The organism is Streptomyces sp. NPDC048392 (assembly GCF_043200575.1).
GTDB lineage: Bacteria > Actinomycetota > Actinomycetes > Streptomycetales > Streptomycetaceae > Streptomyces.
Genome location: NZ_JBICYB010000006.1, coordinates 161,976 through 180,135 on the forward strand (window position 1 = coordinate 161,976; position 18,160 = coordinate 180,135).

General features: G+C 74.0%; 19 protein-coding genes. 9 read left to right on the forward strand and 10 right to left on the reverse strand.

Annotation, left to right across the window (positions count from 1 at the left end; genetic code table 11):
* Positions 1-131: 131 nt before the first annotated feature.
* Both ACGFYH_RS11965 and ACGFYH_RS11970 read left to right on the forward strand, forming a co-directional pair.
* Positions 132-1,421, forward strand: a complete 1,290-nt coding sequence (locus ACGFYH_RS11965; protein ID WP_393802996.1) for a hypothetical protein — start codon at positions 132-134, stop codon at positions 1,419-1,421.
* Between the two features lie 366 nt (positions 1,422-1,787).
* Positions 1,788-2,234 (forward strand): DUF2809 domain-containing protein, encoded by a 447-nt coding sequence (locus ACGFYH_RS11970; RefSeq protein WP_393802997.1) that lies wholly within the window; start codon positions 1,788-1,790, stop codon positions 2,232-2,234.
* 13 nt (positions 2,235-2,247) lie between these two features.
* Here the strand turns inward: ACGFYH_RS11970 and ACGFYH_RS11975 are convergent, their stop codons facing one another.
* From ACGFYH_RS11975 to ACGFYH_RS11985, 3 genes are read right to left on the reverse strand one after another with little or no spacing between them, the layout of a single operon-like run.
* On the reverse strand, positions 2,248-3,105 hold the full coding sequence (locus ACGFYH_RS11975; RefSeq protein ID WP_393802998.1) for a biotin-dependent carboxyltransferase family protein: 858 nt from the start codon (positions 3,103-3,105) through the stop codon (positions 2,248-2,250).
* The gene (locus ACGFYH_RS11980) at positions 3,102-3,812 is read right to left on the reverse strand and encodes an allophanate hydrolase subunit 1 (protein ID WP_393802999.1); all 711 of its coding nucleotides are present in this window, start codon (positions 3,810-3,812) and stop codon (positions 3,102-3,104) included. The genes ACGFYH_RS11975 and ACGFYH_RS11980 overlap by 4 nt, the downstream gene beginning before the upstream one ends.
* Entirely contained in the window at positions 3,809-4,561 is a 753-nt protein-coding gene (locus ACGFYH_RS11985; RefSeq protein WP_393803000.1) for a LamB/YcsF family protein, read from the reverse strand. The genes ACGFYH_RS11980 and ACGFYH_RS11985 overlap by 4 nt, the downstream gene beginning before the upstream one ends.
* A 219-nt stretch (positions 4,562-4,780) precedes the next feature.
* Between ACGFYH_RS11985 and ACGFYH_RS11990 the strand changes: the two genes are divergently transcribed.
* From ACGFYH_RS11990 to ACGFYH_RS12005, 4 genes are all read left to right on the forward strand, one after another.
* A complete protein-coding gene (locus ACGFYH_RS11990) occupies positions 4,781-5,500 on the forward strand; it encodes a DUF969 domain-containing protein (protein WP_393803001.1) in 720 nt (239 codons plus the stop codon).
* Positions 5,497-6,471 (forward strand): DUF979 domain-containing protein, encoded by a 975-nt coding sequence (locus ACGFYH_RS11995; protein ID WP_393803002.1) that lies wholly within the window; start codon positions 5,497-5,499, stop codon positions 6,469-6,471. Before ACGFYH_RS11990 ends, ACGFYH_RS11995 begins: the two co-directional genes overlap by 4 nt.
* Positions 6,472-6,553: 82 nt before the next feature.
* Positions 6,554-7,204 carry a pyroglutamyl-peptidase I gene (gene pcp, locus ACGFYH_RS12000; protein WP_393803003.1) on the forward strand — a complete coding sequence of 217 codons (651 nt, stop codon included), beginning with the start codon at positions 6,554-6,556 and terminating at the stop codon, positions 7,202-7,204.
* Positions 7,204-8,256, forward strand: coding sequence for a DUF2891 domain-containing protein (locus tag ACGFYH_RS12005; protein ID WP_393803004.1), 1,053 nt, complete (start codon positions 7,204-7,206; stop codon positions 8,254-8,256). Before pcp ends, ACGFYH_RS12005 begins: the two co-directional genes overlap by 1 nt.
* A 32-nt stretch (positions 8,257-8,288) precedes the next feature.
* On the opposite strand, the gene ACGFYH_RS12010 is transcribed toward ACGFYH_RS12005, so the two are convergent.
* Both ACGFYH_RS12010 and rpmF read right to left on the reverse strand, forming a co-directional pair.
* Positions 8,289-9,086 (reverse strand): alpha/beta fold hydrolase, encoded by a 798-nt coding sequence (locus ACGFYH_RS12010; RefSeq protein ID WP_393803005.1) that lies wholly within the window; start codon positions 9,084-9,086, stop codon positions 8,289-8,291.
* A 77-nt stretch (positions 9,087-9,163) separates the two neighbouring features.
* On the reverse strand, positions 9,164-9,334 hold the full coding sequence (gene rpmF / locus ACGFYH_RS12015) for a 50S ribosomal protein L32 (RefSeq protein ID WP_393803006.1): 171 nt from the start codon (positions 9,332-9,334) through the stop codon (positions 9,164-9,166).
* A gap of 323 nt (positions 9,335-9,657) precedes the next feature.
* Between rpmF and ACGFYH_RS12020 the strand changes: the two genes are divergently transcribed.
* Positions 9,658-10,986 (forward strand): SGNH/GDSL hydrolase family protein, encoded by a 1,329-nt coding sequence (locus ACGFYH_RS12020; protein ID WP_393803007.1) that lies wholly within the window; start codon positions 9,658-9,660, stop codon positions 10,984-10,986.
* A 401-nt stretch (positions 10,987-11,387) separates the two neighbouring features.
* Here ACGFYH_RS12020 and ACGFYH_RS12025 read toward each other — a convergent pair whose 3' ends face one another.
* The 3 genes from ACGFYH_RS12025 to ACGFYH_RS12035 form a co-directional block, all read right to left on the reverse strand.
* Positions 11,388-11,921 (reverse strand): WHG domain-containing protein, encoded by a 534-nt coding sequence (locus ACGFYH_RS12025; RefSeq protein ID WP_393803107.1) that lies wholly within the window; start codon positions 11,919-11,921, stop codon positions 11,388-11,390.
* A gap of 22 nt (positions 11,922-11,943) precedes the next feature.
* Positions 11,944-12,780 (reverse strand): alpha/beta fold hydrolase, encoded by an 837-nt coding sequence (locus tag ACGFYH_RS12030; protein WP_393803008.1) that lies wholly within the window; start codon positions 12,778-12,780, stop codon positions 11,944-11,946.
* Between the two features lie 123 nt (positions 12,781-12,903).
* Positions 12,904-13,134, reverse strand: coding sequence for a hypothetical protein (locus ACGFYH_RS12035; protein ID WP_393803009.1), 231 nt, complete (start codon positions 13,132-13,134; stop codon positions 12,904-12,906).
* Positions 13,135-13,972: 838 nt separating this feature from the next.
* On the opposite strand from ACGFYH_RS12035, the gene ACGFYH_RS12040 reads away from it, so the two are divergent.
* Both ACGFYH_RS12040 and ACGFYH_RS12045 read left to right on the forward strand, forming a co-directional pair.
* On the forward strand, positions 13,973-14,932 hold the full coding sequence (locus ACGFYH_RS12040; protein WP_393803010.1) for a PmoA family protein: 960 nt from the start codon (positions 13,973-13,975) through the stop codon (positions 14,930-14,932).
* Between the two features lie 338 nt (positions 14,933-15,270).
* On the forward strand, positions 15,271-16,278 hold the full coding sequence (locus ACGFYH_RS12045) for a homoserine dehydrogenase (protein WP_393803011.1): 1,008 nt from the start codon (positions 15,271-15,273) through the stop codon (positions 16,276-16,278).
* 363 nt (positions 16,279-16,641) lie between these two features.
* On the opposite strand, the gene ACGFYH_RS12050 is transcribed toward ACGFYH_RS12045, so the two are convergent.
* Together ACGFYH_RS12050 and ACGFYH_RS12055 are read right to left on the reverse strand one after the other, a co-directional pair.
* Positions 16,642-16,800, reverse strand: coding sequence for a hypothetical protein (locus tag ACGFYH_RS12050; protein WP_393803012.1), 159 nt, complete (start codon positions 16,798-16,800; stop codon positions 16,642-16,644).
* Positions 16,801-16,993: 193 nt separating this feature from the next.
* The gene (locus tag ACGFYH_RS12055) at positions 16,994-17,869 is read right to left on the reverse strand and encodes a GNAT family N-acetyltransferase (RefSeq protein WP_393803013.1); all 876 of its coding nucleotides are present in this window, start codon (positions 17,867-17,869) and stop codon (positions 16,994-16,996) included.
* Positions 17,870-18,160 lie beyond the last annotated feature (291 nt).

The window sequence follows — 18,160 nt, forward strand, 5'->3', positions numbered from 1 at the left end:
CAGGTCCACGGCGGCCTCGTCGAGTACGACGGCTGAAGCGACGACGCCTGGCCGCACCTGTCCGACCACGGCGGTCACGTCTCCGCCCTCTTCATCGACGTCGACGACGCCCGGCTCCCAGGAGTGCCCACATGCTGACCCCGTCCCTCCGGCGCCGGAGTTCCGCCCCGCGCCGCAGACCCCGGACCACAGGCGCCCTGAGCGGCACGGCGTGCCTGCTCGCCCTCGCCGGAACGGCCCTCGCGGCCATGCGCGCGCCGGCCGCCGACGCCGCCGCCCCGCCCACTCCGGTGTCCTGGCGCGCGGACCTGTCCCGGACCGGCACCGACGACGTCAACGTCCGGTACGGCTCGGGCGCCCTGCGGGTCCGGGACGGCTCCGTCAGCCCTGCCTCCCTCGGCCGGAACCGCGGCTACGCCTCCGCCGTACTGGACACGCACCACGTGGAACGGCCCGTTAACCGGGTCACCGTGGACCTCGACGCGACGGTGCCCGAGGCGGCGAGCGTCGAGGCCGACGTCCGTGGCCGCACGGCCGACGGAACCTGGACCGAGTGGCGGCGGGCGGCGGCCGGCACCCCGGCCCGGCTGCCCCGCGACGTCGTCGACGTCCAGGCCCGGCTGACCCTGTGGAACGTAAAGGGCGAGCCCACGGCCGCCGTGCGGTCGGTGACCCTGACGGCGGACGACACGGGCAGCGCCCCCGCCGACCCCGTGCCTCCGGCGACCGCCGCCTTCTCGGCCCGCGTCTACGCCACCCGCGAGGGCCTGGTCGGGCACACCACCGCCAACGGTCACGTCATCGGGGAGAACGACCACTTCGTGGCCCTTCCCTCCCGGCGGGCCCTGTCGCCCAGCGGCAGCGGCCAGTACTCGGTGCAGGTGTGCGGGCCCGCCCGCTGCGAGACGGCACCGGTGTGGGACGTCGGCCCCTGGAACACGCACGACGACCACTGGAACCCCTCCGCGCGGCGCGAGCAGTGGCAGGACCTGCCGCAGGGCCTGCCCGAGGCGCAGGCCGCCTACGAGGACGGCTACAACGGCGGACGCGACGAGTTCGGCCGGCAGGTCGCCAATCCGGCCGGCATCGACCTCGCCGACGGCACCTTCCACAACGTCGGCCTCGACGACAACGGCTGGGTGACCGTCACCTACCTGTGGACGGGCGGCGGCGAGCCCACGTCGTTCCTGACGCGGGGCACCGGAGTGAGCGTCCGGCAGCGGGCCACCACCTCCGCCCGCGTGGCGAGCCTGCCAGGTCCCACGGCCGTGCCGGTGCGCTGTCACGTCCAAGGTCAGCTCGTGACCTACGACGGCTACGGCAACGACGCCCGGTCCTCTCTGCCCGGCCGCGGCGGCCACGTCTCCGACATCCTCGTCGACATGGCCGATTCCCGGCTCCCGGGCGTCCCCGCCTGCTGACGACGCGGCGCCTCAGCGGGTGACCGCGGCACGGGCGCGCGGCTCCGGCTCCCGCGCCCGCCCCGTCCGGCAGCGCGGAACCCGGCGGGGTACGGCGCTGCGGCACCCGGTCGCCCGCGAGTGGTGTCGGGTCCCGTGTCCCCCGTCCCGTGTCCCGTGTTGCGGGTCGAGGCCGGTCCAGGCGTTGGCCCGGTCGTGGGTGGCGCGGGGCGCCGACGCCCTCGGGAGGACGGGGCCGAGCCCGGACCGGTTCCGCTGTGCGCGGGCGTGCGCGGGACCACGCAGTCGTGCGGTGCCGAGCAGGGTGGTGCACGGGACTTACACGCGTACGCCGGAGGGGATCGGAATCGCCCGCACAATGAACGCATGGTCTCCCCTTCCAGATCCCGCGCCGGTGTGCGGGGCGCTCCGACGCGGACGCGTCTTGCGGCGGCGGTGGCCGCGGCGCTGACCGTCGGCGCCGGACTGACGCTCAGGGCCGTCGCGGCGGGCGACGTGGCCAAGTACGGCGGAGACGCGCTGTACACCCTGCTGCTGTCCGCCCTCGTCCTCGTGGTGGCGCCGCGAACGTCACCGGCGAAGGCCGCCGCGGTGGCCCTGGCGGTCAGCTGGGGCGTGGAGTTCCTGCAGCTCGGTGGCGTACCGGCGCACCTCGCCCGGGAGAGCACGGCGTCCCGCCTGGTCCTGGGTTCCACCTTCAACGCGCCGGACCTGTTCTGGTACGCGGTCGGGGCGGCGACCGGCTGGTTCGCCGCGAGCCGGGTTCGCGCCGGCCGGCGCACACCGGCCGCGGCGGCCCCTTCTCCGTACTGACCCGCTCGCCGGATCAGCCGAATGTAAAGCGCACCGGCGTTCCGACCGCGGCCTGGGCCGCCGCCGCGAGGGCCTGCTCAGGGACGACCGCGACGACCGGGTAGCCCCCCGTCGTCGGATGGTCGTGCAGAAAGATCACCGGGCGTCCGTCGGGCGGGACCTGCACAGCGCCCAGCACCATGCCCTCGCTGGGCAGTTCACCCGTCGACGCGCGTTCCAGCGGCGGCCCCTCGGTGCGCAGGCCGATGCGGTTGCTGTGCGGGGAGACGCGGTAGGTGGCCGAGGCGAGGGTGCGCAGGGCGGCCGGGGCGAACCAGTCGGCGCGGGGGCCCAGGCGTACCGGCAGAACCAGTTCGGCCGGTGGCCCGGGCCAGGGGGCGGTGACGGGCAGCGGTACCGGCCGCGCGGGGGTCCCCACCGCGACGACGTCTCCGTGCCGCAGGGGCTCCGGGCCCAGCCCGGACAGCAGGTCCGTCGAGCGGCTGCCCAGGACGGGCTCGGTGGCGATGCCGCCCGCGACCGCCACGTACGAGCGGACGCCCGCGGTCACCGCCCCGACGTCCAGGACCGAGCCCGTCGGCACCCGCACCGGAGCGCCCCAGGCGACCGGCCTGCCGTCGAGTGTCACCGGGCAGTGCGCACCGCCGACCACGGCGGTGACGTCCCGGTCGGGCCGCAGCGCACAGCCGGTCAGGGTCGTCTCCAGCACGGCGGCGTCCGGGGCGTTGCCGAGGAGGCGGTTGGCGAGTCGCATGGCGGGGGCGTCCAGCGCGCCGGAGCGGGGGACGCCCAGGTGGGCGTGGCCGGGCCGGCCGGAATCCTGCACCGTCGTGAGCGCCCCGGAGCGCACGGTCGTGAGCCTGGCCGTCATGCCCCGGCCTCCGCGCGGGTCCCGTCGGCCGTGGTGCTCTCGGTCCCGTCGTCGTCCGCGGTGACGAACCGCACGCGTGTCCCCGGCATGAGCAGAGCCGGCGGCTTCCGCGCCGGGTCCCACAGCGGACGCGGATCGGACATGGTGCCGATCAGCTGCCACCCGCCCGGCGTGGCGCGTGGGTAGACCGCGCTGTAGGGACCGGCGAGGGCGACCGCGCCGGCCGGGACGCGGGTCCTCGGCGTGGACCGGCGGGGGACGTGCAGGTGGGGCGGGAGGCCGGTGAGGTAGCCGAATCCGGGGGCGAAGCCGCAGAACGCGACCCGGAAGGTGTGGAAGCCGTGGAGGGCGCCGACCTCGTCGGGGCCGACCCCCCACAGGGCCGCCACGTCGGCCAGGTCCGGGCCGTCGTAGCGCACGGGGATCTCCAGCACGTCGCCCGTGTCGTCGGTGACCGGCGGCACCTCCCAGTCGGCGACCCCGCGGGCCAGCGCCTGCGGGTCGGGCACCCCGTCCAGCAGGACGGTCCGCGCCCCCGGCACGACGTCCGTCACCGGCGGCAGGCTCCCGGCGGCACGCCGGCGCAGCACCTCGGCGTGGAAGGCCGCGGTGTGCTCGGCGTCGGGCAACTCGACGAGGAGACCGTGGCGACCGGCGGGGCGCGCCGTGCGGGACCCGGTGCCCGTCGTGGGCCCGCCGCCCGTCATGCGAACGCCCCGATCCCGACCCCGGCCGCCCGAAGCGCCTCGCGCACCCGCGCCGCGATCCGGGCGGCGTTCGGGGTGTCGCCGTGCACGCACAGCGAGCGGGCGGCGACCGCGACGGTCGTACCGTCCACGGCCTCGACGGAGCCCTCCACGGCGAACGCCAGCGCACGGCGTACCACCGCCTCCTCGTCCGTCACCACGGAGTCCGCCTCGTGGCGGGGGACCAGGGTGCCCCGGGCGGTGTAGGCGCGGTCCGCGAAGGCCTCCGGGACGCCGGTGAGCCCCGCGTCCGCGGCGGCCGCGAGCAGCCGTGAGCCGGGAAGGCCGAGTACGGGCAGCGCGCCGCCCGCCAGCCGTACCCCGGCCACGACGGCACGGGCCTGCCCGGCATCGTGAACAGTGCGGTTGTAGAGCGCGCCGTGCGGCTTCACGTAGGCCACCGCGGCCCCGGCGGCCTCGGCGAAGACCCGGAGCGCGCCGATCTGGTACGCCACCTCGGCCGCCAGTTCGCCGGCCGGCACCTCCATGGCGCGCCGCCCGAAGCCGGCCAGGTCGCGGTAGGACACCTGTGCCCCGATCCGCACGCCGCGCTCGGCGGCGAGGTCGCAGACGCGGCGCATCACGGACGGGTCGCCCGCGTGGAAGCCGCAGGCGACGTTGGCGCTGGTGACGACGGTGAGCAGGGCGTCGTCGTCGGTGAGGGTCCAGCGGCCGAAGCCTTCACCGAGATCTGCGTTGAGGTCGATCACTCCTCGAAGGTAGACGATCGTTGAACGATCCGACAAGAGCCCGATGGCTCGGCCGCTCCCCGAGACGCAGAGGATTCACCCCTTGTTAGATCGTTCAACGATCGCTAGTGTCCGTGCATCTGCCACACATCTGGAGCTGTGGTCCCCGAGGCCGATGAGGTCGCGCTCCGACGCTCCGGATCCGTGCCCTGCCCCCTCATGCCTGAAGAAGGCCACCGAATGATCGTTCTCCTCGGTGTGGTCGTGGTGATCCTCGGATTCGTCACGCGCCGCAACCCCGTCCTCGTGGTGGGCGTCGCCGGTATCGTCACGGGACTGCTCGGCGGGATGAACCCGCTGGAGGTCCTCGCGGCCTTCGGCCGGTCCTTCGCCGACAGCCGCTCGGTCACCGTCTACGCCATCGTGCTCCCGGTGATCGGGCTGCTCGAGCGCTACGGCCTGCGCGAACAGGCCCGCAACCTCATCGGCCGCCTGGGCAGCCTCAGCGCCGGCCGCTTCCTCACCGTCTACCTGCTGGTCCGGCAGGTCACCGCGGCCTTCGGCCTGAACAGCATCGGCGGCCCCGCACAGACCGTGCGTCCCCTGGTGGCCCCCATGGCCGAAGCCGCCGCCGAACGCCGCACGGGGGCCAAGCTGCCCGACCGGCTGCGCGAGAAGGTGCGCTCCTACTCGGCGTCCGCCGACACCGTGGGCGTCTTCTTCGGCGAGGACTGCTTCATCGCGATCGGCTCCATCCTGCTGATCACCGGCTTCGTGAACTCCACGTACCACCAGGACATCGAACCGACCCAGCTCGCCCTGTGGGCGATCCCGCTAGCCGTCTGCGCCTTCCTCATCCACGGCGCCCGGCTGCTGCTCATGGACAAGCAGCTCGAGCGCGAGATGGCGCTCGCCGCCGCCGAGCACGACCTGCCGCTTCCCGAGGGGGCCGACAAGTGATCAAGGTCGAATGGCTGTACTGGCTGATAGGCCTCGTCTTCGTCGTCATGGCGGTGCAGATGGCCGCCGACCGCAGCAACTCCAAGCGGTGGACGTCCGCCGCGTTCTGGGGCCTGCTCGGACTCACCTTCCCCTACGGCACCGGCGTCGCCGACGCCACCGCCGGCAACGGCGGCTGGACCCTGCCCGCCGAACCACTCGGCGTCGCCGTCCTCGCCCTGATCGTGCTCGCCGGCTTCAACTTCCTCGGCAAGGGCGTCCCGGTCACCACCACCGGCGAGCAGCGCGAGGCCGCCGCCGCCCGACTCGGCAGCAGGATCTTCATCCCCGCGCTGACCATCCCGCTCGTCGCCATCGTCTGCGCCTCCGTGCTGGACGAGTCCGGGCTCTTCGAGTCGGGCAAGGCCACCCTCCTCGGGCTCGGCCTCGGCTGCGTCGCCGCGCTCGTCGTCGGCATGCTCGTCACCGGTGAGAGGAAGCTCGCCGTCCCGGTCCACTCCGGCCGCTCCATGCTGGAGGCGATGGGCTCCGCCCTGCTGCTGCCCCAGCTCCTGGCCGTGCTCGGCTCGATCTTCGCCGCCGCCGGGGTCGGCGACCAGGTCGGCGACATCATGAACAAGGTCCTGCCGGACGACTCGAAGTACATCGCCGTCCTCGCGTACTGCGTGGGCATGTTCCTGTTCACCGTCATCATGGGCAACGCCTTCGCCGCCTTCCCCGTGATGACGGCGGCCATCGGCTGGCCGGTGCTCATCCAGCAGATGCACGGCAACGAGCCCGCCGTCCTCGCGATCGGCATGCTGGCCGGCTTCGCCGGTACCCTCTGCACGCCGATGGCCGCCAACTTCAACATCGTCCCGGCCACCCTGCTCGAACTGAAGGACCAGTACGGGCCGATCAAGGCGCAGCTGCCGACGGGCGTCGCCCTGCTCGGCTGCTGCACCGTCATCATGGCGTTCTTCGCCTTCTGACCTCGGCCGTCCGCCGGCCCCGGCTCCGGTCCCCCGCCGCTTCGGCACCGCCCGCGCCCGTACGACCCGCAAGGAAACGTCCATGACCCGTGTCCTCATCACCGGCTTCGCCCCCTTCGGCGGCGAGCGCGTGAACCCCTCCTGGCAGGCGGCGTCCCTGGTGGCCGCCGAACCGTCCGCAGGGCTCACGGTAACCGCCGCCGAACTGCCCTGCGCCTTCGGCGCGTCCCTCGACGCCCTGCGTGACGCCGTCCTCGCCGCGGCCCCCGGCCTGGTGCTCTGCCTGGGGCAGGCGGGCGGACGCCCGGGCGTCACCGTCGAGCGCGTCGCCGTCAACATCGACGACGCGCGCATCCCCGACAACGCCGGAGGGCAGCCCATCGACGAGCCGGTGGTCCCGGACGGCCCCGCCGCCTACTTCTCCACCCTCCCCGTCAAGGCCTGCGTCGCCGCGATGCGCGAGGCCGGGGTCCCCGCCGCCGTCTCCAACACGGCCGGCACCTTCGTGTGCAACCACGTGGCGTACGGCCTTGGCCATCTCATCGCCACCGAGTTCCCCCACATACGCGGCGGGTTCGCGCACGTGCCCTGGGCGCCGGAACAGGTGACCGACGGCACCGCGCCCGCCCTCCCGCCCGCCACCGTCGCCCACGGCCTGCGCGCCCTGCTGGCCACCGCCGCCCGCACCCCCGCGGAGCGGGACCTGAAGGTCACCGAGGGAGCCACCCACTGATGCCGCTCAGCGCCCACGCGGCAGCCTTCGCCGACCTCGCCCTGGCGAACATCACCCGCGAGTACCCCAACTTCCCCGCGCACCTGGTCACCTCTCCCGACGAGTGCCTCGAACCCCGCTGCCTGCACCCCGCCTTCTACGGTGCCTACGACTGGCACTCCTCGGTTCACATGCACTGGCTGCTCGTCCGCCTGCTCCACCGGCACGGCGGCACGCCCGCACTCCCGGACACCGGAGCGGCCGTCGCCGTGCTCGACCGGCACCTCACCCCCGGCAACCTCGCCACCGAGGCCGCCTACCTGCGCGACCGCCCGTCCTTCGAGCGTCCCTACGGCTGGGCGTGGCTGCTCGCGCTCGCCGCCGAGTGCCGGGTGCACGGCGGCGCGGAGGGCGACCGCTGGTCGGGGGCTCTGGCACCGGCCGTCGCCGCCGTCGACCGGCTGCTGGCCGACTGGCTGCCCAAGGCCACCTATCCCGTGCGTCACGGCAACCACCCCAACAGCGCCTTCGCGCTGGGCCTCGCACTCGACTCGGGCGAACTGTCGGCCGGGACCGACCAAGCCGTACGGGAACGCCTGCTGAGCTGGTACGCCGACGATCACGACGCGCCCGCGCACTGGGAACCGTCGGGGCAGGACTTCCTGTCCCCGGCGCTCACCGAGGCCGACGCGATGCGCCGGGCCCTCCCCCCGGAGCGCTTCGCCGTATGGCTCGACCGCTTCCTGCCCGGACTCGGAGCCGGTCACCCCTGCGCGCTGCTGGAGGTACCGGTGGTCTCCGACCACGCCGACCCCCAGATCGGCCATCTGCTCGGCCTCACGCTCAGCAGGGCCGCGGCGCTGCGTGCCCTCGCCGACGCCCTGCCCGTCGGTCCGGTCCGCGCCCGCCTGGGCGAGGCGGCCGAGGCGCACCTCGCGGCGGGCATGCCGGCGGTGGAGCGTGGTGACTTCACCACCGACCACTGGCTGGCGACGTTCGCCGCACTGGCGCTGGCCCCGGTGGCTCCCGCGACCCCGGTGACCCCTGCGGCCCCGGTGGCTCCGCGTCGCTGACTGCCCGTCAACCGCTCGTCCGGGGAGGATCCTCAGGCCCCGGCCACGGGGGCGGGCGCACGTCTGATCGGCATCATCGTCTCGACCCCGCCCTGCGCGAGATGGTCGAGGATCAGCCGGTTGACCAGGGCAGACTTCTCCAGCGGCACCAAATGGGAGGCGCCGGGGACGACGGCCAGCTGAGCACCGGGAACGGCGCGGTACAGGGCGCTCGTGTGCTCCAGCGTCACCAGGTCGTCGTCACCGACCATCACCAGGGTGGGCGCCCGGACACGGGCCAGCTCGTCCGTGGTGAGTGCCGGCTGGGTGCGCCACATGTCGAGCACCTTCGCCGCCGCCACCGGCCAGTGTTCCGGACCGTCGGGCGAGACGGCCTCGTACAGCTCGCGGAAGAACGCCAGATCCGGCCCCTCGGGCGACATCGCGTCGAGCATGCCCGGCTCGACGAAACTCTCCGCCGCGGGGCGGAAGTTGGCACCGATCACCACGGACCTGCGCACCAGGTCGGGCCGGGCGGCGGCGACGAGCAGGGCGACGACGCCCCCGTCGCTCCAGCCGACCAGGTGCGCGGGCCCGCCCACGACCGACTCGACGAAGGCCACGGTGTCGTCGGCCATGTCCCGGTAGGTGAGCGGGCCCGCCACGTCCGGGGTGTGTCCGTGCGCGCGCCGCTCGGGCAGGAAGAGGCGGTACGCGGCGGCGAGGTCGGCGCGCTGGGCCCCCCAGGTGCCGTTGGTGCACAGACCGCCGTGCAACAGGACCAGCGGCTCGCCGTCCCCCTCGGTCTCGTACCAGGTCCTGACCCCAGCAAGGTCCGCGTAGTCGCCCATGGCCCAGGCCCTCTCCGGCCACCGTCGCTCACGGCCAGTCTCCGTCCCGTCCCGCACGCCCGCAACGCGGGGAGGCGTCAGTTCTCCGGGCCGAGGAGACCGCGTCGGTACGCGGGAACCAGGTGCCGCGGGACCCGCAGGGTCACCCCGTCCACCGTCACGGGCACCAGCCTCGGCGTACTCGCCTTCCACTGGGCCCTGCGGTGGCGGGTGTTGCCCCGGGACATCTTGCGTTTGGGCAGGGCCACGGGAAGGGTCCTTTCGGCAGACGGCCGGCCGGCCCCGCGCGCGCTCGAAAGGCGGCGGAGCCGGGCGTGGGACCACGACGCTTCTTGAAAACGGTGTTCATTAGCAATTGTGGTGCTCACGGCTGACGCGCGCGGTGGGGTATGCCGCAACGGCGACACCGTGCTGCCGCGACGACGGCCGGCGACCGCAACACGGCTGCACAGTCGCGGGATCGGTGCCAACGACGCGAGGGGCACCGCAGTGCCGCGAGTGGCGTGGGCCCGGGGCCGGGCGGGGAGGATCCCAGCCGGCACCCGTCCCGCACGTCGGAAGGCAGGCACCCATGCACCGTCTCCTTGCCCGAGTACTCGGCCTCGCCCAGGCGCCCCCGGCCAGAGGCGTCGCGGCAGCCCTGGCTCTCACCCTGGCCTCCTCCGTCCTCGCCGCGTCCGCGAGCACCGCCGCCGCTCCCGCGGACACCGGACCGGGGCGCGGCCCGGGAGTCAACGACTGGTTCACGTCCTGGGCCGCCTCGCAGCAGAGCCTCGCGCCCGCCCCCCTGCGTGACCAGTCGATGCGTATGATCACCCACCTGAGTCAGGGGGGTGACGCCGTCCGGATACGCGTCCAGAACACCTTCGGCGAGACACCGCTGACCGTCGATGCGGCGACGGTGGCCCGCAGCGGCGGCAAGGACGCCGCGACGGAAGGCCGCCCGCGTCCCGTCACGTTCGACGGCCGGCGCCAGGTCGTGGTCCCGCCCGGCGGTGAGGTGTGGAGCGACAGGGCCGTGCTCAGGACCGCGGCCCAGGACGACATCGCGGTGTCGCTCTCCGTCTCGGGCACGGTGGCTCCGGGGCGCCACGACAGCGCCTTCCGCACCAACTACCTGACCCCGCCCGGCTCGGGTGACCACACCGCCGACCCGGCCGGTACCGCGTTCACCGAAACGACCGGCTCCACCTATCTGGTCAGCGCCGTCGACGTGCACAACCCCCGGCTGCGGGGGAGTCTCGTCGCCTACGGCAGCTCGGTGGTCGACGGAACCGGGTCGACGAACTGCGGACCGGGCTGTAGCCGCCCGGGCGCCGACCTGCGGTGGACCGACGACCTCGCCCGGCGGATCACGTCGGAACTGCCCGCCGCCCGGCAGCTCGCCGTGGCCAACGCCGGTATCGGCGGCACCACCAGCGCCGCGGCCTGCCCGGGCATCGGCGAGTCCGTCCGCGGCCTGGACGCTTCGGCCCGGCTGGACCGAGACGTCCTCTCCCTGCACGGGGTCACCGGAGTCCTCTACTACTACGGGACCAACGACCTCCCGGCCGGCTGCGACGCCGCACAGATCCAGGCCAGTTACCGCGAGGTGTTCCAGCGACTGCGGGCCGCGGGGATCAAGGTGTACGTCACGCCCATCACCCCGCGCCCGGGCTACACCGACCAGAACAACCGCGACCGGCACGCCGTCGGCACGTTCGTCTCGAAGTGGAACAGCTGTGGCGGCACCTGCGACGGAATCCTCCCCTTCGACCAGGTACTCGAAGACCCCGTGCGGCCCAACAGCATCCACCCGCCGTACGACACCGGTGACGGCGTCCACGCGAACATCGCCGGCCAGCAGGCCCTCGCCGACATCATCTCGCTCCCGATGCTGGCGGCGTCGGCCCGGCGGTGAGCCTTCCGTCAGGCTCGTGAATTCCTTGCGGGCGCAGGGCGTCGACGGCGAGGTCGGGCAGTGAGGTCCGGCTCGGCTGACGCCCGACGCGCCGCCGGGGCTCGGCGGCTCGGTGCCGAGGCCGGGGGAGCGGTGGGCCCGTCGCGCAGGCCCCGGCCCCGGGGAAAGCCGCGCAGGCGCTCCGCCGCGAGGTCCAGGCCGGGCAGGAGGCGGCGGGCCGGGACGCCGCGGGCGGTGAGGATCTCCGCCGTCCACGTGAGAGTGCCGGTGAAACGGCTCGGGACCGTTCACGTAAAGGGTGGTGGCCAGGGACTCCACGGTGTGGCGACGTCCTCGGCGGTGCGTTCGCGCTGCGCGTCGTCGGCGCCCATGGGAGGGAAGTCGCGACCGGCAGGGTGCCGTCACAGGGTGCGCAGGCCCCGGTCGGCGAAGGCGATGAGCCACTCGAAGCTCTCGTCGACGTCGGTGCTCCACTGGAAGCCGTCCGCCGCCTGCAGCGTGGCGAAGCCGTGGAAGAGGCTGCGGAGCAGCCGCAGGGCGTGGTTCACGTCGCGGTCCTCGATGTCGTAGCCGCGCAGGACCGCGGTGAACGCGCCGAGCAGCCGCTGTCCGGCGGTGGCCAGCGGGTCGTCCGGCCCCGACGGTTCCTCACCGATCGTCGCGGCGTACCGGCCGGGGTGCTCCAGGACGAAGGCGCGGAAGGTGCGTGCCGCGGCCGACAGGGCGTCACGGCCCGCGTAGCCCTGGACCGCGCCACCGACGGCGTCGGCGGCCTCGTGCAGGGCCAGGGCGGCGATCCGCCGGTTGAGGTCGTCCTGGCCGCCCACGTGCTTGTACAGAGAGGGGGCGCGTACGCCGACCCGCTCGGCCAGCAGGCCCATCGTCAGGTTGGCGAAGCCCACTTCGTCGGCCAGGGCGGCCCCGGCCGCGACCACGGCCGCCGGATCCAGGCCCGCCCTAGGCACGGGCGGCGTCCGAGCGGAGGAAGGCCAGCACGAGCGAGACCACCTGGTCCGGGAACTGGTCGTGCGGGTAGTGACCGGCGCCATCGAGCATCTCCAGGCGGCCGAGCCCGGGCGGCAGGGCCTCGACGACCGCCGAGCCCTCCGCGTGCGGGTCGGCCCAGTCGGGATCGAGTGTGCCCATGACGACCAGGACCGGGCAGCGCACGTTGCCGAGCTGGGCGCCGGCGTCGGTCGGCGCGCTGCGGCCCATGGCCTGCATGGCCTTCATCCGGCCCGGTTCGCGCAGCAGGGCTTCGATGCGGCCGAGCCGCTCGGTCCAGCCGACCGGTTTCGCACCCGGGTATGCCACATCGAGGTACGAGCGCCAGATCGGCACGCTGCCGAGCACACCGGCGCCGAGCAGTCGCAGCATGCCCCGCCGGAACCGCCTCACCCGCAGGTCGCCGAGCCGGACCGACTGCTTGCGGGTGAACGGCGCCAGCTCGACGACCGAGGTGATCAGCGAGGGCTCCCGCGCCGCGGCGATGGTGGCGGCGCCGCCCGAGACCGAGTGGCCGACCAGTACGGCCGGGCCGCCGAGGTGGCGGATCAGGGCGAGCAGGTCACCGGCGATGGCGGTGCGGCTCCAGGCGGGCCAGTCGACGCTCGACTCGCCGCAGCCGCGCAGATCGACCGCCGCGACCCGGTAGCCGGCCGCCGCCAGCCGCGGGATCACGGCGCGGTACGCGGCGCGGCTGTCGCCCATGCCGTGTGCGAGGACGAGCAGCGGGCCCGCCCCCGTCACCTCGTACGCGAGGGTGCCACCGTCGACAGCGAGGTACTCAGTCATGTCACTCCCCAGTAGGGCTAACGGCATTAACTAAAAGCTATTGCCGTTAGTCGCGACTGTCAACGATATGACTGAAGCGCGGAGCCGGGCCCGTGTGAACCGTGGAGCGGCGGCGGTGCCGGTTCAGTCCACCGGAGCGCGTAGCCGCGCCGCGCGCTCCACGGCCGACTGCACCTCCCGGTACGAGACGCCGGTCTCGTCGGCGTGGGCGGCGATGCCGTGGGCGAGCGCGGCGGTGGCGTCGGACCAGACCGCCAGGGCGACCGTGGCGTTCTCCCCGGAGTTGCTGCGGTAACGGTTGTCCGCGGCCTCGACGGCACGCCTGAGGTCGATGAGGCGTCTCGGGATTTCCATGGTCGAAAAGCCTAGGGCGGCACGCTGCGCGCCTCAGTGTCTCGCCGAGCGAGAGTGCCCTCGGTGAGGGCACTCGTCCTTGCTCTCACCGGTGCCCATGCGGTCCGGAGACGCGGCAGGGCGAGGCGCTGGCAGTGCCTCCTCCCGGCCGCCGACGACGGTGACGGCGGCTTCCCCCCGGTGCCCGGTCCCGCCTCGTGCGGGGCGCGCCGCGTGCTGATCGCCGGCAGGCCGCCGAACCCCTTCATGGCTCGTCTCACCCGCGGCCGCGGGGCGTCGAGCATCCGCGGGGTGCCGTATGCGGCATTGGGCACGTCTCGATCGACACCCCTGCGCGCTCCCCACGTCTTCCAGTGCCACCGCGGCCGCGGCCCGCCCCTTGCCGGAGTCTCCGCAGATCGTGGCGGCCCTGTGCGCCGCGCCTGTCGGTACGTGCCGGACCGCCGACTTGACAGCAGGGGGTTGACCTTGTGGACGCGTGACGGTTACAACGTTGGAACACATGATAGAAAGCGGTTGCTGTCAGCCTGCGGTCCCGCCGACGAGTCCGGGATCCCCGTTTCCGTGCACGGGTCTCGACGCGATGCTCATTTCAGTGCGCGCGGCCGCGTCCTGGTCGACCGCATCAGGAACGGCGGAGGCCACCCGACCGGCGGCGCGCGCGGCCGCCGGGCCATCTTCCACGGAGTTCCTCACCGTCCTGCACAAGTCCGCGCCCACCGGCACGAGCGTGCGGCGCGGGCGGCGGCATCGGCCCCGGCGACCCGTACTGCACCGAACCGCACGGCGGAGCCCCGGGCCGGGCACCGGCCGTCACGCCCGAGGAAGAGGACCACGCATGACGCTCTCACTGACCCACGTCCACGGGGACCGCATCACCGTGGCCCACGAGGCCGCCGGAACCGAGCTGTTCTCCTACGTGTACCGACCCGAAGCCGACTGGGAGGCGCCCAAGCCGTATCTGCACCCGGTCCGGACCCTGTCCGGAGGACTTGTCACGGACTACCGGCCCAACGACCACCGCTGGCACAAGGGGCTCCAGCTGACCGCCTCCCACCTGTCCGGACAGAACCTGTGGGGCGGCAACACCTATGTGCACGGCGAGGGCTACCTCGCACTGCCGAAGAAGGTCGGCTCGATGGCCCACGTGGCCTTCGAGGAGGTCGGCGCCGCGGCGGACCGCGCCGTCATCGCCGAGAGACTGACCTGGCACCCGCGCGACGGCGAACTGTGGGCCGAGGAGGAGCGCCGCATCGAGGCGCGCGACGTCGACCCGGAGACGGGCAGCTGGACGCTCGTCTGGACGTCGGCGGTGACCAACCGGCGTGCCGAACCCCTGCGGTTCGGCAGCCCCACCACCCATGGGCGCCCCGCCGCCGGATACACCGGACTGTTCTGGCGCGGCCCCCGCGCCTTCCGTGGCGGCCGGGTCTTCACCGCGGAATCCGCCGATTCCGCGGCGACCGCCGAGTCCGCCGAGTCCGCGGGGAGCGACCCCATGGGCTGCCAGGCCCCCTGGCTGGCGTACGTCGGCGAGCACGACGGACGGGACGGCCACGCCACGGTCGTCTTCGAACACGCGCCCTCCAACGACCACTCGGGCGAGAAGGGGACCCACCCGGCGCACTGGTTCGTGCGCAGCGACCCCTTCGCGGCGGTCGCACCGTCCTGGGCCTTCCACGAGGAACTGGTCCTGCCGCCCGGCGAGACCCTCGCCCGCGCCTACCGCGTGGTCGTCGCCGACGGCGCCTGGGACCGGGCACGGGTCGCCGCGCACCTGGCGGGACTCACCTGGTGAGCGCGAGCACGACGGCTTCCCGGCAGGGCGGGCGGGTCGCGTCTGACCGCGTACGACTGGCCGACCGTCGAGGGGCTGCCCGCGGCGGCACCCCGCACCTGCCCCCCAAGGTGCCCCGAGGGCTACGTCGTCACGGCGGGCCCGGGTGCCGTGCAGACCCTCACCACCTCGGGCTTCGAGCAGACGCCTCCGCAGCCGGGCACGGTCGCCCGGTTCACGCCCGGCACCGTCCACCGCCCGATCGACGCCGGGTGCCTGGGCCTCCCGCTCCGGTCTGGTGACACCTCACCGCTGACCGGCCGCGTCACGCTCGGGCGGTGTGGAAGGATCCCGGGTCCATGGAAGAAACGACTCGCACCGATGTGGTCCTCTCCGGGTACGGCCCGGTGGGGCAGGCTTTCGTCGACGGGCTGGCCCGGCAAGGGGACGCGCTCGAACGCCGCTACGGCGTACGTCCGCGGGTGGGTGCCGTGCGCGTGGGCTCGGCCCAGTGCCGGCCGGGTGACGACGGGTCGGTGCCGCCGCGCTCCCAGTGGGGTCCGCCGCGGCCGCTGGGCGAGACGTTCGACCGGACCGGCGCGCGTGTGTTCGTCCAGGCAGTCCCGTCCTCGCCCGAACTGAGGCAGCACGCGGCGGAGGAGGCCGTGGCCGCACTGCGCCGGGGGATCCACGTGGTGACGGCGACCAAGAGCCACCTGCTCACCCACTGGCGGGAACTCGACGCGGCCGCCCGGACAGGCGGCAGCATGATCAGGATCTCCGGCGCGACCGGCGCGGCCCTGCCCGCGGGTGACCTGGCGCGAACGTCCCTGCGCGGCCTGGACTGCCGGACGATCCGGGCCTGCCCCAACGGCACCGTCACCTTCGTACTCGACCGCCTCGCCGAAGGCCACACACTGAGCGACGCCCTCCGCGCCGCGAAGCTGCGGGGCATCGCCGAGGCGGATCCCTCGGCCGACCTGTCCGGCGAGGACGCCGCCACCAAGGTGCGGCTGCTGGCCGCGCTGGCCTGGGGATGGGACCCGGCGGAGGTGCGCGTGCGGGCGCAGCCGGTGGACGAGGGCACCGCGGGCCGAGCCCTCGACGCGCTCTCCCGGTCCCGTCGCCTGCGCGCGGTCGCCGGCGCGTCGGCGGACGAGCCCCTCGTCGTGCACGTACGCCTGGAGGACACCGAGCCGGGCGACCCGCTGCACGCACTGACCGGACCCGAGAAGGCCGTGGTCTTCGGCTGCCCGGACGCGGGCGACGTGACCGTGAGCGGCGGGCGGTCGAGCCCCGAGGGGGCGGCACTGGCCCTGGTGAAGGACACCGTCGAGGTCGCGGCTCCCCGCACGGGGTTCTGCTGAGGCACGGTACGGCGACTCCGCTTCCTTCCCACGGCACGGTGAGCACGGTTCCGCCGCAGGCGTGGTGCCCCCGACGCGCCGTACCGCCTGCGCGGCGCCGGCCGGCGAGCAGGTCCGGCCGGTCACGGGCGTGACCTGTCCGACGCTCGACGAGCCCGGTCGGCCACGCCGTGGAACGAGGACGACGTTAGGCGGCGCGGCGGCCTGGGCACTGGGAACGGGCCTGCCGGACCTCCGGCGGTCCCGTTCCGACCGGCGAGAGGGAAGCACCCCATGAGGGCTCTTCGTGACTGAGACCGGGGGCGAAACCCCTGGGGAGCGGCCGGGGCGCGGTCCCGGCGCTGCCACCGTGGTGGTCAGGCCCTACGCCCATCCGCTGCCGCTCGGCTTCTTCTCGTTCGGTATCGGCATGGCCGTACTGGCGGGCATCGGGCTGGGGCTGATCACCGGCGAGGAGATCCGGGCGACGGGCATTCTGCTGGCCGTGTTCGTGTTCCCGCTGGAGTTCCTCGCCGCGGTCATGGCCTTCCTGGCCCGCGACACCGGCGCGGCCCGGACCGCCGTACACGGCGGCGTCCGCCGGGTCAGCCCGGGCGGCGGCGGTTCGGTCGGGAAGGTGTTCCGTCCCAGGGCGTGGACCTCTCCGGCAGAAGACGACGTGGTCAACGACGTCGTCCTCGAACGGCCCGAAGGACGCGTGTCCATGGCGTGGTGCCTACAAGCGCCGACCGGAGTGGCCGAAGCCGTAGCCGGTGAAGTCGGCGAGCGGGACGTATCCGATGCGCCGGTAGAGGGCGTTGCTGGTGAGGTTGGCAGGGTCGGTGAACAGCACGACCTCCGTCGCACCGGCCGCCAGCGCGGCACGGCTGACCTCGGCCGTCACGGCACCCGCGTAGCCGCGGCCGCGGAACCGCGCCGGGGTGTAGACGGGATCGATCCGGACCTGCCCGCCGACCAGCGGATTCGCGCCCGCCATGGAGACGGGTGTGCCGTTCGGCGTCTCCCAGAAGGTGTAGCGCTTCTCGGCGAAGCGCGTGTCGCCCCAGGACGCGGCGTCGATGGTCACGGCCTCACCGACATCCGCGGCGAAATCGCGGCACCAGCGCATGAGGTGCTCGTGCTCCCGCTCGCCCACGAGCCGGCCACACCCCGCCGGGACGGGCTCCGGCGGGGTGAGCGTGCCGAGACGGTGGAGACGGGCACCCCAAGTGCGTACCGGTACGGCGCCGGTGTGCCGTCGCCAGGCCTCGGCGAACACGGTGGCGGTGTCGTGGTCCGACAGGACGCCGGAGGGGGAGTGGCCGAGGCGGGCCAGGTGGACGGCGAGGGAGTCGGCCTGCCCGGGGGAGAGGGCGGTGAGGGTCAGCCGGTTGGTCGGCGGGCGGAGGAAGACGGCGTGAACCTCGCCGCCGGCCTCCAGCCGGCCGAAGACGGTGGTTCCCGGTCCGAACGCGTCCGTGCCACGCGTCCGGAGTTTCTCGATCGTCGTCAGTGGCGTGGTGTGCAGGGCGGGGCGCGAGCGCAGGAAGTCTCCGGCCCGGGAAAGAAAGTCGTCGAGCTCTTCGGTGAGGTACCAGCCGTCCGGTCGCATGCCTCATGATCCCTGAACGGCGCGCCTCGGGGGAACGGTTGCCCGGGAGCCGGGAGCCGGGAGCCGGGAGCGGGGCTGGGGAGCCGGGACCGGGACTCGTCGACGCCTTCGGGGAGCGGCCGTTGGCCTGGTCCCGAGGCCGCCGCGCTGCGTGCCGCCCTCCACGAGCGCCGCTGCCGGTACGACGACGGAAACGCCGCCGAGCGTGCGGTGCGCCGCTGCTTCTCCGGCCGGGACGACCGGCGGCGACCGTCCGCTCGCGCACCGCGCGCCGGGCACCGCGCACCGGGC

Bases quoted from the DNA above. Each gene is read 5' to 3' on its own strand.
- ACGFYH_RS12035 (WP_393803009.1), bottom strand. From the start codon at position 13,134: ATGGAAATCCCGAGACGCCTCATCGACCTCAGGCGTGCCGTCGAGGCC.
- ACGFYH_RS12055 (WP_393803013.1), bottom strand. From the start codon at position 17,869: ATGCGACCGGACGGCTGGTACCTCACCGAAGAGCTCGACGACTTTCTT.
- ACGFYH_RS11975 (WP_393802998.1), bottom strand. From the start codon at position 3,105: ATGACGGCCAGGCTCACGACCGTGCGCTCCGGGGCGCTCACGACGGTG.
- pcp (WP_393803003.1), top strand. From the start codon at position 6,554: ATGACCCGTGTCCTCATCACCGGCTTCGCCCCCTTCGGCGGCGAGCGC.
- ACGFYH_RS11980 (WP_393802999.1), bottom strand. From the start codon at position 3,812: ATGACGGGCGGCGGGCCCACGACGGGCACCGGGTCCCGCACGGCGCGC.
- ACGFYH_RS12010 (WP_393803005.1), bottom strand. From the start codon at position 9,086: ATGGGCGACTACGCGGACCTTGCTGGGGTCAGGACCTGGTACGAGACC.
- ACGFYH_RS12005 (WP_393803004.1), top strand. From the start codon at position 7,204: ATGCCGCTCAGCGCCCACGCGGCAGCCTTCGCCGACCTCGCCCTGGCG.
- ACGFYH_RS12045 (WP_393803011.1), top strand. From the start codon at position 15,271: ATGGAAGAAACGACTCGCACCGATGTGGTCCTCTCCGGGTACGGCCCG.
- ACGFYH_RS11990 (WP_393803001.1), top strand. From the start codon at position 4,781: ATGATCGTTCTCCTCGGTGTGGTCGTGGTGATCCTCGGATTCGTCACG.
- ACGFYH_RS12020 (WP_393803007.1), top strand. From the start codon at position 9,658: ATGCACCGTCTCCTTGCCCGAGTACTCGGCCTCGCCCAGGCGCCCCCG.
- ACGFYH_RS12040 (WP_393803010.1), top strand. From the start codon at position 13,973: ATGACGCTCTCACTGACCCACGTCCACGGGGACCGCATCACCGTGGCC.
- ACGFYH_RS12030 (WP_393803008.1), bottom strand. From the start codon at position 12,780: ATGACTGAGTACCTCGCTGTCGACGGTGGCACCCTCGCGTACGAGGTG.
- ACGFYH_RS12050 (WP_393803012.1), bottom strand. From the start codon at position 16,800: ATGACCGCGGCGAGGAACTCCAGCGGGAACACGAACACGGCCAGCAGA.
- ACGFYH_RS11965 (WP_393802996.1), top strand. From the start codon at position 132: ATGCTGACCCCGTCCCTCCGGCGCCGGAGTTCCGCCCCGCGCCGCAGA.
- ACGFYH_RS11970 (WP_393802997.1), top strand. From the start codon at position 1,788: ATGGTCTCCCCTTCCAGATCCCGCGCCGGTGTGCGGGGCGCTCCGACG.